The 13,929-nt window shown below is 60.8% G+C and carries 12 protein-coding genes; 4 read left to right on the top strand and 8 right to left on the bottom strand.

Annotated features, from left to right (window positions below):
• Positions 1-67: 67 nt before the first annotated feature.
• Both FBY30_RS21255 and FBY30_RS15010 read right to left on the bottom strand, forming a co-directional pair.
• On the bottom strand, positions 68-184 hold the full coding sequence (locus tag FBY30_RS21255) for an SHOCT domain-containing protein (protein WP_160141483.1): 117 nt from the start codon (positions 182-184) through the stop codon (positions 68-70).
• A gap of 457 nt (positions 185-641) precedes the next feature.
• Positions 642-1,559, bottom strand: coding sequence for a hypothetical protein (locus FBY30_RS15010; protein ID WP_056387723.1), 918 nt, complete (start codon positions 1,557-1,559; stop codon positions 642-644).
• 416 nt (positions 1,560-1,975) lie between these two features.
• Between FBY30_RS15010 and FBY30_RS15005 the strand changes: the two genes are divergently transcribed.
• Positions 1,976-2,689: a hypothetical protein gene (locus tag FBY30_RS15005; protein ID WP_142133542.1), complete on the top strand. Its 714-nt coding sequence runs from the start codon at positions 1,976-1,978 to the stop codon at positions 2,687-2,689.
• Positions 2,690-2,901: 212 nt separating this feature from the next.
• On the opposite strand, the gene FBY30_RS15000 is transcribed toward FBY30_RS15005, so the two are convergent.
• Positions 2,902-4,155: a hypothetical protein gene (locus tag FBY30_RS15000; RefSeq protein WP_056387729.1), complete on the bottom strand. Its 1,254-nt coding sequence runs from the start codon at positions 4,153-4,155 to the stop codon at positions 2,902-2,904.
• A gap of 290 nt (positions 4,156-4,445) precedes the next feature.
• Here FBY30_RS15000 and FBY30_RS14995 point away from each other — a divergent pair, with 290 nt between their 5' ends.
• Together FBY30_RS14995 and FBY30_RS21250 are read left to right on the top strand one after the other, a co-directional pair.
• Positions 4,446-5,027 carry a hypothetical protein gene (locus tag FBY30_RS14995; RefSeq protein ID WP_142133541.1) on the top strand — a complete coding sequence of 194 codons (582 nt, stop codon included), beginning with the start codon at positions 4,446-4,448 and terminating at the stop codon, positions 5,025-5,027.
• Positions 5,028-5,446: 419 nt separating this feature from the next.
• A complete protein-coding gene (locus tag FBY30_RS21250) occupies positions 5,447-5,740 on the top strand; it encodes a 4-fold beta flower protein (RefSeq protein WP_082581626.1) in 294 nt (97 codons plus the stop codon).
• Between the two features lie 210 nt (positions 5,741-5,950).
• Here the strand turns inward: FBY30_RS21250 and FBY30_RS14985 are convergent, their stop codons facing one another.
• The 4 genes from FBY30_RS14985 to FBY30_RS14970 all read right to left on the bottom strand — a co-directional run bounded on the left by FBY30_RS14985 (position 5,951) and on the right by FBY30_RS14970 (position 11,032).
• Positions 5,951-7,117 carry a hypothetical protein gene (locus tag FBY30_RS14985; RefSeq protein ID WP_056387737.1) on the bottom strand — a complete coding sequence of 389 codons (1,167 nt, stop codon included), beginning with the start codon at positions 7,115-7,117 and terminating at the stop codon, positions 5,951-5,953.
• A 352-nt stretch (positions 7,118-7,469) separates the two neighbouring features.
• The gene (locus tag FBY30_RS14980) at positions 7,470-8,570 is read right to left on the bottom strand and encodes a DUF4238 domain-containing protein (RefSeq protein WP_160141482.1); all 1,101 of its coding nucleotides are present in this window, start codon (positions 8,568-8,570) and stop codon (positions 7,470-7,472) included.
• A 558-nt stretch (positions 8,571-9,128) separates the two neighbouring features.
• Positions 9,129-9,611 carry a hypothetical protein gene (locus FBY30_RS14975; RefSeq protein WP_200830697.1) on the bottom strand — a complete coding sequence of 161 codons (483 nt, stop codon included), beginning with the start codon at positions 9,609-9,611 and terminating at the stop codon, positions 9,129-9,131.
• Positions 9,584-11,032, bottom strand: coding sequence for a hypothetical protein (locus tag FBY30_RS14970; protein WP_142133539.1), 1,449 nt, complete (start codon positions 11,030-11,032; stop codon positions 9,584-9,586). The genes FBY30_RS14975 and FBY30_RS14970 overlap by 28 nt, the downstream gene beginning before the upstream one ends.
• A gap of 61 nt (positions 11,033-11,093) precedes the next feature.
• Here FBY30_RS14970 and FBY30_RS14965 point away from each other — a divergent pair, with 61 nt between their 5' ends.
• Positions 11,094-11,369 (top strand): hypothetical protein, encoded by a 276-nt coding sequence (locus FBY30_RS14965; RefSeq protein ID WP_142133538.1) that lies wholly within the window; start codon positions 11,094-11,096, stop codon positions 11,367-11,369.
• A gap of 882 nt (positions 11,370-12,251) precedes the next feature.
• Here the strand turns inward: FBY30_RS14965 and FBY30_RS14960 are convergent.
• Entirely contained in the window at positions 12,252-13,685 is a 1,434-nt protein-coding gene (locus tag FBY30_RS14960; protein WP_056387751.1) for an MFS transporter, read from the bottom strand.
• Positions 13,686-13,929 lie beyond the last annotated feature (244 nt).

The following is a 13,929-nucleotide window of genomic DNA, read 5'->3' as shown; positions in this document are numbered from 1 at the left end:
ATGGGCGAATTCGTGGCCGAAGTTGCCCCTGAAGTCGCTAAGAGACTGACGAAGCAGCCGCTGGATATCAGTCCGCAGGGGTACGGAGCTTGGCGGCGCTGAATTCCTCGTCAGAGAGTGCACCCTTCGCGTGGAGTTCTGCAAGGAGAGCCAGTTCTGCCGCCAGGGACCTTCTGCCCCGCATTTTGCCAAGTAACATCCGATGCCCGCCCGTGCGGGCTTGGGCTGCCGCTGGTTCCTGCGTCTGCCGTCGTGATGAACCTTTGATGCCAAATGCGATGAGTAGGGTTATCGCGAGGACGCCTAGCGCGATTCCCAAGGGGGCTCGGAACGGCTCCGTTGCGTTTGCCACGACGGCGATAACCACCCCAGCAACTGAAAACGTCCCAGCTATCCGAAGCCACCCTCGGCTGAGGCTGAACGCAAATATGTATTGGCCTGGTTCGGTCGGTACTGCATGTTGGTTCATCTGCCGAGGATAGCCCTACGAATACTCATAGAACATCCCCTGATGTGAACGCGATGAACTGCCGAACGCTGAACTCGTCATAGGCGTCCTTGGTCCACTTCCCGTTCCCATCGGGGGAGTAATTCTTGCGACCCTTCCCAAAATACGAAGTCAAGATCGCGTCGTTGTGAATTCAAGCGTTGCCTGGGTTGTCGAGTTGCTTGCGCAGCCGCTGGACTTCAGCCTCCGCCGCGGCGAGTCGAGCCTCGATCTTCTCCCGATCGAGGTTCGTCGACGGACGCGGTGCCGGCCTCGTCCTCGTCCTCGTAACGAGCCAGCCGATCCGCTGATAGCCAGTGATCCGCCGCACCTGCGTACACGTGAAGCAGTCCCTCTCGGGCTCAGGGCGCGGCCAGCGCAGATCGATCATCTTCCGGATGTGGTCTCGCTCGAAACCCTTTTCAGGCCATCCAGGGTTATCCGCTGCCGCCCAGCTTTCCTCGAAATCACGGCGGATTTCCACGATGCGCTCCTCGGACACCAGCTTGGGCCCGTCCTCGGGCTTCCAATCCACATCAGTGCAGACTTGCTCATAGTGCCCGCAGGAGAGCTTGACCCGCCAGAACGCCGACGAGTGTGGCTTGGGTTTCCGGATCTTCGCCCAGTCCTCGGCGTCCATCCAGTCGTATTCCGGCTCCACAGGGTCCGCCGGGAACTCCGTGACCTTGCGATCGACCCACTCGACGATGTCCCGATACGGCTTCTGAGCAGGTCCGTGGTCAGTCGTACACCAGAACTCCCCGGAGGGAAGCCTGCACTGACTGATGAGGTCGGGGAAGCGGCGATCGTCCGGATACTTGTCCTCTCCGTGCGTGTAGACCTCGTGCGTACATCCGCACTCCAACTCGACGCGCCAGCGAAACATGTTCTTGGCTTCCGGGACGAAGAGCGGCCAGAATACCGGGTCGTAATGCTGACGCAACTGGGCGACACCCTCCTCGAACTCCCGGAGGGCCTCCTTCTGAGGCCGCGCCCGCCCAGGTACTCGCTTCAGCAGTCTTGCGGATTCACGTGTCTGGTCATCGACCGGGGCAGTGTCGGCGGCGCTCACTATTCAATGCTCGTCCACAGCGTCACCCAAGTCTAGGAACAAGACGGACATCATCCCGAAAACGTAGCTTTGAACAAAAGCCAGGTCCTGCGCAGTTCCAGCTGATGGTTTCTCGTTCGGCTAATTGTTGGCACCAATCTGCTAGGAGACAGCAGCCTGGTGTGGACGGATAATGAGCGGCTATGGAACCAAATGCTGAGGTTTCCCGTGGTCCCTGCCCGGGGGAAGAGTGGGCCTACAGGCTGCGTGACGATGCGCGGTCCGAGCGGGTGCACATCGTGGCGGTGCACCAGGAGGGTCGAAGATTCCGGGTCGACATCCGTCACATGCACGGCCATCCACCGGGCAGGGAAGAGAACGTCCCTCGTTCCCGGCTCAAGGTACCGTGGGAAGACGTAGTCCCGTACGATGCCGCAATGGATGGCTGGAGGCGGCTCAAGGCCGAGGCCATCGACGAACATGAGGCGTCGGCCCTTTGGGCGGCCCTTGAGCTGCTTGTACCTTCGGAGGTCGCCGAGCTGTCTGTCGCTTCAAGCGACGATACGTTGACGGTCCACGATCACGTCTCCTTCGAAGCGCTCACCGGACAGACCGTGGCTGCCTTCCAAGCCCGATTTTCCTGGCTGGTTCACGACGGCGAGGTGTTCCTATCGCCGCGTGCGGCGCTGGCTGTCGTGGAGCTGGCCTGTCGCAGGAACCCGGCCCCGGTCCTGGACCTCGTCATGGCCGAGGAAGCGGTGGCTCGAGAAAAATCCAAGCGGGGCGGAACAATTGAAAACTGGGAAACCCGAGAACCGGTAACGACTTCAGCCGAGTTTGAATACGACTATTACCTGCGCCGCCAAAAGCCCGTTCATGAGATCCTCCGCCAATGGTGTGGTTATGGCTCGGTGACGGCCCATGAACGGCTCTTGGCTGCAGAAGCGGAAGTCAATCGCCTCGACGTCCTCCTGGCCTGGGCAGTGGACCACATCCGCAGGACTGACAAGAGCGCCGCAGAATTGATCGAGAGGGAGCACGAGGAGGACCGCATCACCCCTTATACCATCCGCCCGGTTCCCCAACGTCCACTGAAACCTCACGAAATCCCGCGGATTGAAGTCCCCACCCGCCGCGGCTGGTACCGCTGACACGTACCCACTAACCGCAGACGACGTGGACACTGCTTGCGTCTGCGGATCCCGACTCACTTCTGGAGCCAAGCGGGATACAGCACATGAAGACTTCCATCAAGCCATGGCTCGACAAGAGGAACCAGGCCTTCACCGCCGGAGCGAGGAGCGCAGAGCATGTCGACCCGTGGAGACATGCTCTGGGCCGGCAGCCCGAGTTGGGAGCGGCATTAGGCTCCGGTTCGCATGTAAGTGATGGGTACCGTAATAAGGCTTAAGCGGACTGAGCGGTCCGGGTCACTGGTCGAGCGAAGCACGTAGTCTGGTTCGTCCGGATGCTCCAGATTCTCTCGCAGGTTAAGGAAGAGTTTGTGCTCACGAATCGCTGTCTGCGCCTTCGCCATAGCCTCGGACATGTACTTCCTGTCACGGATGAAGATGATCAGGGCTGCTCTGGTGTTCCGCCAGACCACGTAACGGCCCATGAGCTGGTCGATCGCTGCCTGTAGCCCTTTTTCCCCTTCCCAGAGCTTGCACTCGGCGATGAAAGCGTCCCTATCTTTCCATCTCAGGAGGATGTCGCTCTTCCCGATGCCGATGAAGGTCTCGCCCGTGGCGGTACCGTCCCAGTTGGCATTGAGAATGAACAGCAGAAAATCACGGAGTGTCTGCTCGTCGCTTGTCAGCAGCGCGTCGGCTGATTCAGGGAGCCGTTCCAGCGCTGTTGCGAAGGAGCGAATGGTTCCCAGTAATTGCGCCGCTATCTTCTCCTGGAGCTCATATTCGGGTACGCCGCTGGCTGCCGATCGGTCCACGTGGCTAAGGGTCAGCGATGCCGGTCGAAGAGCTATCTCGATTCCACCTTCCACAGGGACCAAGTTAATTCCGGCCCTCCGCATCGATTGTCGAACCATTCGCGAGGCGCGTTGCTTGTGCTCCAGGATGGAGGAGAGCTGGGCTCGCATTCGTTCCTGGTGCTCCATGATCACATTGTTGGCCTTCCCAACAGCCTCGTTGACCTTCTCCACCCACTGCCGCTTCAAGTTGGCTATGGTTTCATCGAATTGCTGCTGGGTGACTTGGTCCAGCCCTTTGCTGGTCAGCGTCAGATGGATTTCATATCGTTCGCCCCGCAAACCAGTGTTTCCGCAGCTGCCGATCACCCCCGGATCGGAGACACGGATCAAAAGATCTGCCGCGCCCGTACATGGAATGGTGAGCTGCACCTGCACGACCCTTTCCCCTGGCGGCGGGATCTCAGCCATCGTGGTCTTAGGCCAGGATGGGGTTGCGTGCATCCTATCGACATGGATTTCAATGGGTAAGGCCGCCCACATCTTGACGATCTCACCAATCACAACGTCGACGTCCGTGTCCTCGAGTGTCTCGTCGTCGACGAGCTCGGCCGTTTTCCTGGCACCGTCTTCCCGGAAACCGAAGTCCGACTCAAACTCTCGTTTCGTGTTGCGAGGAGGCTGTTGCATTAATCTTTGTCTCCAAAAGGGCGCGAGGAAAATCCAAAGGGATAAGGCTGTTGAAGCCCAGCCTACGGCACGCAAGAGCGCCTTCCGCGGCACACCGCTCCGCGTCGAGGACTATGGATGAAGAGGCGACGGGGGCTTCCTTGCACTGACGGCATTCTGTAGTCTCTGGAGCTTCGGACCAACCCCGCGCCTTGAGGAGGACAGAACGCGGCGACCCCTGATGACGTCCAAGGCGGTCTGCATTGGTGGTCTCCGTCCAGACGTTGTGGAGTCGTTGGTACGATCCGTTCATGGTCGATTGGCTGGAGGACCCTCGAAACCTCGAGCTCCTCATGAATGCTTCTGCCGTGGTGCTGAGCGTGCTCGGGATACACCTGACAGCCCGCGGCGCGGCCAGGATATTGTGGGACCTCATCCGGAAGCGGACGGTTGTGTCCCCCGCCGGGATTCCCTCCGGCGCGAGGCTTGGCGACGCATCCATTATCAGGGATACAGTGTCGGCTGAGCTGACAAGCCCCGAGCTCGAGCGCCGATTGGAAATCCTCGAGCAACAGATGCATGACTCGTACAAGCAGATTCAAAACCTGCAGTCCGTCCAGAACCTCATTCGGACAGCGCTGGACGAGCTTCGCAGAAGCCACGCCGAGCTGAGTGCAGACATCACGCGGAAGATCGATCGCGCATCCCAGGAAAGCATCGAGATCAACGCGATCGGGATCCCGTTCGTCGTCGCTGGGATCGTGCTCGGGACATGGCCGTCTCTGTGGATGAATCCTTGGGCCGTGCTGGTCATGATCCTCGTCGCCGCGCTGATCCCGACGGCGATCTGGAGGAGGGACCGGAAGCTCCGGGCCAGGCGAGCGAGCAGTTAGAGGCGGCCACAGCCGGGTTCCCGCCCTTGCCGCGGGAACCGCCGGGCGGCGCGGCGGGGTCGTAGTGGCTCTCCTCGTGAAGAGACATCTTACCCATCCTCTGGTGTGGGGTGGTCTGCCATGCGGCGAGCGCATCGTCAACGTCCAGGCGGGCCTCGTCCGCGAGCGACTGGACACCATGGTCGACCTGTTCTAAGCGTCTCGGGGATGCAAGCGCGGCAGGCCCGTACAGCGGGGCTTTTATCGGATGAAGGTGGCGGCACGGGTCGATTCATAGGTGGAGAAGAGCGATCTGATCAGCACCAATACAGCCCGAACACCTAGGGTTCTGGGGCACGGTGAGTCAGGAAAGATGATCCGTACGAGCCACGCCGGCACTGCACCACCGAGATGTCGTTGGTGGCCTCTAGAGTCTGCCTATGACTCAGTACATCTATGCGACATCTGGCCAGGCCGTGGGCTTCGTTCGAGGCCGATATATCCACTCGCTCCACGGCGCTGCCATCGGTCAACTCCATGGAACCCATGTCCATCGGCTTAGCGGTCAGTACGTCGGAGAGCTCCACGACGACCAAGTCGTGGACAAACATCTCGGCAATTTAGGTAATATCGGCAATCCAGGAAATCCGGGGAACCCTGGCAATCCAGGAAACCCCGGTAATCGAGGCAACCGGGGCTGCCCCTACCCCGATGTCTTCCAAAAGCTCCTTTAGCTGCCGAATGGCAAACCTGTGACATAGCGGCACGCACGCCCGGAATGATGGAACGGTCGAGCGACCGGCACGGGCTTGCTGACGGTCGATGGGTGGTTCGCCTCCGCGATCTCGAGGCTCAACGAGAAGCTCTCCGCGGTTGACCACATCTGATCGCCCGAAGTGTTCGGAGTGCCCGTTGCTGACCACTAGCGCGTGATAAATGCGCACTCACCTCTCGACAGGCTGGTCGTTCTGGCCGAACTCCCGAGCCTCATCTTGCCAGCCCTTCAGGACTTCAAAGTTGTGCAGTACGAGGTTGGGGGCGTAGTCATAGGTCACCAGCAGCCGCGACATCCGCTCGAGCACCTCCTCGTCGTTCAACTGGGCCAACCACGCCGCGATCTGCGGGCTGCTCGGGGACCCGCCCATCTGGCCGATCATGTCGACCAGATCAACCCGTGCCGATGCCGCAACGAGGCGCTGCTTGTGGCGTTCCCCTGCGGACGTCGCCGATCCCACCGAGATCGCTCGACGCTCGTCCCCATGCCCGACGGCGATCTCGTAGCGCGTCGGAAGCGCAGGCTCGGGCGGTTCTGTCCCCGTGATCAGGCGCGGCACCGCCTGCGTGCGGACCCAATGGGCGATCTCATCGAGTTCCTGCGTCAGGACCGGCCACCGGTCCGTGTCTGGTCGGTTGATCCCGACCGTAGGAAACATGGTGACAGGGACCCTGGTGCCCATCGGGGTCTCCGCGATGATGTCGCCAACGCGCAGCGGTTCCTCGGGCCGGGGAGCAAGGTCGCGCACTGAGCGAGGCATCTGGTCGTCCTGGTACATGGCAGCCAGACGCACCGCCGTGATCGCCGGCGTCCTGTGCTTGGCGTGGTTCGTGTGAAGCACAAGCCGGGCCAAAGGGTGTAATTGAGGCTCGTTCCGACGGTGGAATGGCTGCAGGCCGTCGATCCGTCGTACGAGCTCACTGCCGGCACGCAGTGACGGCGGGCCATTGCGTGCTCGCTTCTTCTTCCACTCCTCGAACTTCTCGTAGCTGTCTGACGCGGGCATCTCAACCAGCTTGGCGGCCTTCTCGTCGAGTGGCGCGCCGTCCACGAACTCGACCTCGGCAAAGAGCGTGTGCTCGAGTGCGGCCCGGAGCGCCACGAGCGCGTCGGCAACGAGCAGCGGCACCTTGCGCGGGATCGGATCTACGCGCTCTACAACGGTTCGGCTGAACCTGCCCGCAGGCACCTCGCGCAGGCCGATCACGCCGTCTGGCTGCGTCTGGTAGTCGAAGAGGAGATCCGCGACCTGCCCGATCAGCTCGTCGGCGTGGGAAATTGTCGCGGCGACGCCGAGATGGCGCTCAGGGAGCCAGGTATACGTCTGATCGGTCATGACGATACTCTAGGGGTCGCTGCCCGTAAGCCGGCTTATCGTCACCGTGGGTCACATGATGTGGTCGTGCTCATGAGGGTCGAGCCATTCGCTTAGTTTCCGGGTGAGAGCTGACGACGAATTGTGGAGCGTGTTTCGGCATTGAGCGTGCTATCCGCGGCGACCAGCAGGCCGGTATCATTTTCGTTCGAGCAATCCGGCCACCCGTCACAAACAGCGATCACGAAAGCGCACTGGGATGCGCTGACTGGACGCAGCGTTTTCTCGGAAGAAGGAATCCTGCTGCGCTCGATGCACACGTCCGCCGCTCATCTGCTGCGGGGTGTCTGTGCGATGTATGTCCCTACTTCCACTAACCCCAACCGTCAATGATCTTCTGTTCCTCAGGAGTCGGACGAGGAGCTGCGGGTATGTGCCCGGACCACCATCGATTGACCACACGGACGGGTGCATCGTGCTGGCCCTCCCATCTTCGCGGCGTCCAGAATCGAAATAGGGATTCGTCCGAATTGGGTAAGTCGATCAGCTGAGACCGGATGCTGACCGGCTGCGAGGGAAGGTATAGCCTCTCCGCAATGCTGTCTCCCGCGCAAGCGATCGCGAAGCTATGCGCATTCGCGAGGATCGAACTGTTTAGGTCGATCGCTTCGCTCGTCGTTAGCATCGAACCAGGCTCCAAGGGAGGCTCCAGATCACGTCGGTACATAGCAAGCACAGAATAGGGGCCCAGAGGGAAGGCCAAAATCGGAGCGCCCCACACCCCACCCCCTATCGCGGGATTGGCCATGTACTCATGTAGCTCGATGACAGGCTCATCACAAGTAATTAGCGCCCTTCGAGTCCCATAAAGCGTTACATGGCGTGTCATGAGGATGCCGGCGATATGTGTCGCTGCTTTTGCTGAAGACTCCAGGTCTTCTTTCCGTGGGAGCGGCAGTTGCGACGGATCGGTGCGGAAACGTTCGACATCCGCAACAAGCTTTTCGAGGTCCTCGGAGGCGAACGACTGGTCACCGGCGGACAATTCGCGAGCTAGTTCGCCAGGTCCGCCGATCTCCAGGACCCGGGCCATCTGCTCGGCAATCATTGCACGCCGCCGCAGACGCGCAGAGCGGCTGCGCGTCATCTGCACAGCCAGAAAGAGACATAGCCACTGATGTGCTTCGTCGTCCATGGCCCCCGGGCCGGCAGCATCGATGCGTGCGATCGATGCCGCGGCCTTCCTCTCGACCTCCGAAAGCCACGCTTCCCAATAGACCGGCGACGTCTCATCGTCCGGCTCATCAAGTCGATAGAAGTCAGTCTCCAACGCGGCCTGGGCCGGAGAGAGTTCGTAGGCGTTCCGCCCGCGCAGTAGGTCAACGACTCTTACTCGCCCATCGACAGCCCAGCGATCGATGTAGAACCGGGGGACGAGATGATGGCGTCTTGGCTCCTGCCCCGCCGCTGTCATTGCAGCAGCCCGCGCAGCTGCCGTAGCCCATAGGTCATACGTAAGTTCCGCTCCCATCTCAGGAGCGTATCCAAAGAGGACAGCATTGGCGGAACTGTGTCTGGCCACGCGTCATTCCTTAACCTGCGCAAACCTTCGGAACCGGGACTCCCCATTGCGGAACCAGAGGCTCGTTTCGGTCGAGCCCGACTGCAAGGCTGACTTGATGGCGGCCGTGGTAGCGCCACATGCTCATGCTGTCGCCGTCAGATAAGGCGGAAAGCACAAATGAAAGCCGCGATCTCTCCCTTACTTCGGGAATGTATCTTTCCAACCCCTCGACTTCCGTCGGCAGCGCTGCCCGCTGATCCTCAAAATGCTTTCGAAGCTGATCCTGACACACAGTAGTTCGTTCGTATCTTTCATGAACGCCGCCGAACCGCCCACAGCTCGTTCTTCGTAAGGATATTCATCAAGGCGGCACCATCGGTGCAGTGCCCAACCAGTGCCGGCGCATTCTTCTCATGCCCCGAGCCCACGCTGCTCATGGTGTTGGGCGTTCACGCTTCGCCGGGAGCATCAGCCAACACGAGCCAGCGGAAGCAGCTCGGAGTCCGACTCAACATTCGGCTGGGTCTGCACCATCTTGAAGAATATGTCTGACTGCGCTGCGGTCAGATACTGGAAGCTCTGCGGGGGACGAAGGGTCGTGCCCAGTTCAGACAGGGGGACTGGTTCAAGGAATCGGCCAGCGGTCTCGACAAGGATCCCTGTTCCGTGCTCCCGCTGGTCGTAGTAGTCAAAGAACCTGCTCTTTGAGATCCCACCAACTGCACGGAATGTGGACCAGAGCCTCTTCGGGGACATGGTCTTCTGCCCGCGGACAGCAAACCACCCAAGAAGTGAGCCAACAGGCATGGTGGCATAGATCAGAACGTGGCTGACGTCATCGGCGACGGGCCGCTTGCGGAACTCCACAATCTTCTCGCCGGCGAGAATCGCATTGGCAAACTCCGGCCTGATAGACATCAGGGCTACCCTTCCTGGAGTGTTCTTGCCCACTGAATTCCTCCCTCTGATTTGATTTGGGCGATGGATTGCGGGGACTCTTCCATGACTCCCAGCATTTTGAGGTTTTCGCGCGACACTGGCGCGTCGAGCACTTGGTCAAGCCTGAATTTGACCGCCAGTACTTCCTTTGCGCACATCTTCTGGAGTTCCTCGGCACGGTATACGGTGCGTGCTCCGGCGAAACTCAGCACGTCGGCCAGGACGCTGGTGCGTCGTGTTTCTTCAACGACGCCAACAGCGTGCACAGCCCGCCTTTCGTGCGTCCGGAGAAAGAAAAGAGTGTCGCCCGGCTCCAACGTTTTTATACCCGAGTGGCAGATGTATACCTTACGGATTGCGTTTCCATAGGTCGAATCGAAGAAAGACTGCTGTGGTTCGGACGCAGGGAAGAGCATGCTGTGGAATACCGGAATGATAGGGACGAGGAATGCCCTGTTCACACGTCGCTTTCCAGGGCCGTAGCGCCTGTTGTACTCGAGGGGGTGCTCAGGCGGCTCTTGGTCGACGCTGGGCTCCAGGATCTTGCCAAGCATAATTTGTCCGGACGCCCCCGGTTTGGGCCCCAAATCGAAGAAGCCGAATTCCTTCAGCATCGCGAGCAACGGCTCTTTGTCCAAAGAAGCCTCGATGAAGCAGGTGTCAGCCCGCATCGACCGGATGCGGGCTATGACGGCTTCCAGCAGTGTCTCTCCCAGTTTCTTGCCCTGGTTGGCTTCGGCAATCTTGAATGTACAGATCTTCACGCTGTTTCCGGTCAATCCGGACACTTCCGGTTCCTGACGATCGAGGACCGCCAGGCCACGGATGTCCCTGCCGCCCCCTATGACCAGACAGGCCCGTCTTTCGGCAACCACTTTCTCCCACCAGCTGGAAAAGTCCCCATAATCAGCTCGGAGTGAATCAAAGAACGGTTGGACTGGATCTATGGTGTGAGGCTGGACGTCATCGACAGAATAATGAACTGGCAGCTGCCCCGACAGTGCCGTCAACACCCCTTGGGCGTCATCGAGCATCATCACGCGGTCTTGAAGTCCCGCATGACGGGCATGCGCGTGGAGCTTCCGGTCCTCAGTTATCAGCCAGGTGGCGGCGTTACGTTGCAGTGCAAGAAGCAGCGCGGCGTCCACGCCATCGTTACTGCGGGCCCCAAGATCCGGTGCATAACGTGCCTCATTCAGGAACCCTGTGGTGAGTTCAACACGTCCCAACCGCGGATACTTCTCCAACTGACGGCGCCGGCGGTCCCTTAGGTGGCGATCCTGAATCCGCGAGATGTCGTCAAATTGATTCTCCATGATGGAGATCTTGCCGCCGGTGTCCAGAACAAGGCGATAAACATTCGACGCCGACTGGTGGTTGACGTGATCTGCATCCTCATCACCCTCGATGGCGAGAACAATATTTGTGTCCATCAGGACTCGCAGGTCCCCCATATGCCCCGCGTGGCTTCCCATTTTCTCCCCAAGCTCTCGAATGCGGCAGACCATCCGCGTTGTCCCTGCTGCCTACGCTACCGACCTGAGCTCACGCTGGCCCTTTGCCACGGCGGCGGTGCAGAAAGTGACTCTAGAAGCCGCCGGCGGCCAGCTGGGCCGCCTTAGGGCCGAAGACAAGACCTATGAACTGGCCAAAGCAGCCTCCGAAGCCATGACCCCCGAGGGCTCGAAGGCAATCGCGATCCGGCCTGCCTTCCGCACAAGACCCTGCCACTGGATATTCAAAGTGAGCTACGCATCAGATACTCACTGAGCAGCCTGATAAGACGAGGACCAAGGTGTCGAGTGAAGTCGTCGACAACGCTACGGTCATCAAAGCTGTCCAACACGCCCCCGTACCGCCGGATGACCTGCTCTCGACGAGGCGTCGGAGCGAAGAGCGCACCGTAGAAGGCTCGTTCCGCTCCGCGGGAGGAGCTGTCGCGGCACCGCGCCGGGCGAGGTCGAACAGGTGAATGCGCTCGAAGTCCCTCAGCCGCACCCAGCCGAGCGCGACGTTCGTCTTCGAGAACTGCGCGCTGCATGGCAGGCGGTCCCAAGACCACTCATGAGCACCCAGACTCCGAGGGCGACGGCCGCTGATCACTCGTTCCAGGACGTCTCCGGCGACCGTGTCGACACCAGATAAGCCTGGTATACGAGTGCATCATCATATCTATGGTTAAGAGCAATGACCCGGAGGTGCAGGAAAGCGTAAAGACCATGTGTGCGCGCCCTGCTGACACCGAAATTCTGGCTGATTTGTGGACGGTAGCCAGGATCGGTCCGACCAACTCTGGGGTTCTCGTGGGTACCTGAAGACCTACAAATTCCGATGGCATGTCCTCCAGAATGGGGATACACCAGGGCTAGGCTGGCGGAACAAAGTCGGATTGGGGGATCCCCTGAAGCGCAGAACCGGGTTGTTAGCGGCCAGGAAAACTGCCCATAGGGGCGGGGAAGCCCGGGCCAACCGCCGCTTCGAAGCGTTCCGCGAGGTCCGCCGGCTATTGAACGGTGACCCGGTGGTATCTAGGCGAGGCTCTAGCTGCGCTTTTCGAGCGGACGATACCTGTCACCAAGCATGCGCGCCCCGGCACCGGGGCGCGCATGCTGTACCTTCTCGTCGCCGGAGACAGTCCCTGTCCGGGTCCGCCTAATGAATTCCGGCCGCAGCGGGGGCGTTGGCCTGTGCCGCGGTTCGGGAAGGCAAGGTAGCTGCAGCCAGTATTCCTGCAGCCACCAGCAGCCCAGCCGCGACGGCAAGTGCGCTGCCGTATCCGGCGACCAGTTGGCCTGCCTCGGTGACGGCCGAATGCTGGCTGCTGTTGCTGACCGTTGCAGCAACGCCTGCCAAAACGGCCAGTCCGAGGGCAACGCCGATTTGCTGGGCCGAGTTCAGCAGCGCAGAGGCAATTCCGGCCTCCGTTTCCTTCGTGTAATATACGGCGGCCTGGGTCAGGGCGATAATGCCGAGGCCGAACCCAAGGGCGAGGATGAACATGGCCGGTGCCAGGTACAGCCAGTAGTTCGTGTTTACCTGGATGAAGGAGAACCAGAAGGCAGCCCCGGCACTGAGCAGTGCCCCCGCTGCTGCGATGAGGCGCGCGGCCATCTTCAGCAGCAGCTTAGGCGCGGCCCCTGCCCCGAGCACCAGCCCTGCCGCGAACGGCAGCCAGCTGGCACCGGTCCGCAGAGGGCTGTAATGCTGAACCTGCTGGAGATAAAGGGTGATCACGTAGAAGCTGCCCATGGGACCAATGGCGAGCAGCAGCATGGAGGCGTATGCGCCAGCGCGGCCACGGTCCCGGAACAGCCCCAGTGGGACCAGCGGCGTGCTGCTGCGGGATTGCAGGGCGATAAAGGCAGCCAGCAGCAGGGCTGCAGCGGCTACCAGACCAAGGCCCAGAGGATCCGCGAAACCCTCCTCGCCAAAGCGGGTAATTGCGTACACCAGGGCGACCATGCCGCTGGTTCCCAATACGGCGCCCCTGACATCGAGACTCCCGGCGCGCCGTCCTGCGCTCACCAAGGTCCGGCTGCCCAGGAGCACGAGGATGGCGATGGGTACGTTGATGAAAAAGACCCACCGCCAGCCGAGGGTGTCGGTCAGGACGCCACCAAGAAGCAATCCCACCACAATTCCGAGAGCGGACATCGCGCCGTACAGCGACAGGGCTGCATCACGGGTCTTGCGTTCGGAGAAGGTTGTCGCAATGAGGGCCAGGGCGTTGGGCGCAACCAGTGCTGCTCCCAGTCCCTGAATCGCGCGAGCAGCGATGAGCGTATCGCTGTTGGGACTGAGGCCACCGGCCAGGGAAGCCACAACAAAGAGGGTGAGGCCTGCCTGCAGGATGCGGCGCCGGCCGTAGAGGTCGCCAAGCCGGCCGCCCAGGAGCAGCAGAGCGCCAAATGCGAGGATATATGCATTCACAATCCAGGGCAGATGCACGGCGCTCACCCGGAGTTCCTGCTGGATGCTTGGCAACGCGATGTTCACAATGGAGTCATCGAGCACCAACATCAGCTGGGCGGTCGCGATCACCAGCAGCGGTACCAATCCGCGCTGCTGGCCTGGCTTTCCGGTCATAACATCTCCTCTTAGATTGGCGGGCAGCGGCCCGCAGAAGCTTTGGAAACCCCGAGGGGGCATCACTCTGTTGAATTTGGGGCGTCGCCAACAGGACCCCGCGAAAGTCGAATCCTCCCCGTTGCCGGTTCAGTCCGTTTGTGGTGGACCTGCCGGGGGAATCGTTCGCTGCTGGCTGCACGTGCCCTTCCTCGCGTCTCCTTTTTCGGGAGGGGCGCCGGATTTGAGTGCAACCAGCAGGGGC

Source organism: Arthrobacter sp. SLBN-83 (genome assembly GCF_006715285.1).
In the GTDB taxonomy this organism is placed as follows: domain Bacteria; phylum Actinomycetota; class Actinomycetes; order Actinomycetales; family Micrococcaceae; genus Arthrobacter.
The sequence above is the reverse complement of the archived record's forward strand: the minus strand, read 5'-3'. Positions and strand labels throughout refer to the sequence as shown.

Coding starts and splice junctions, on each gene's coding strand:
- FBY30_RS21255 (WP_160141483.1), bottom strand. CDS start 184: ATGCGGGGCAGAAGGTCCCTGGCGGCAGAACTGGCTCTCCTTGCAGAA.
- FBY30_RS15005 (WP_142133542.1), top strand. CDS start 1,976: ATGGATGGCTGGAGGCGGCTCAAGGCCGAGGCCATCGACGAACATGAG.
- FBY30_RS15000 (WP_056387729.1), bottom strand. CDS start 4,155: ATGCAACAGCCTCCTCGCAACACGAAACGAGAGTTTGAGTCGGACTTC.
- FBY30_RS14995 (WP_142133541.1), top strand. CDS start 4,446: ATGGTCGATTGGCTGGAGGACCCTCGAAACCTCGAGCTCCTCATGAAT.
- FBY30_RS21250 (WP_082581626.1), top strand. CDS start 5,447: ATGACTCAGTACATCTATGCGACATCTGGCCAGGCCGTGGGCTTCGTT.
- FBY30_RS14985 (WP_056387737.1), bottom strand. CDS start 7,117: ATGACCGATCAGACGTATACCTGGCTCCCTGAGCGCCATCTCGGCGTC.
- FBY30_RS14980 (WP_160141482.1), bottom strand. CDS start 8,570: ATGACAGCGGCGGGGCAGGAGCCAAGACGCCATCATCTCGTCCCCCGG.
- FBY30_RS14970 (WP_142133539.1), bottom strand. CDS start 11,032: ATGGACACAAATATTGTTCTCGCCATCGAGGGTGATGAGGATGCAGAT.
- FBY30_RS14965 (WP_142133538.1), top strand. CDS start 11,094: ATGCGGCAGACCATCCGCGTTGTCCCTGCTGCCTACGCTACCGACCTG.
- FBY30_RS14960 (WP_056387751.1), bottom strand. CDS start 13,685: ATGACCGGAAAGCCAGGCCAGCAGCGCGGATTGGTACCGCTGCTGGTG.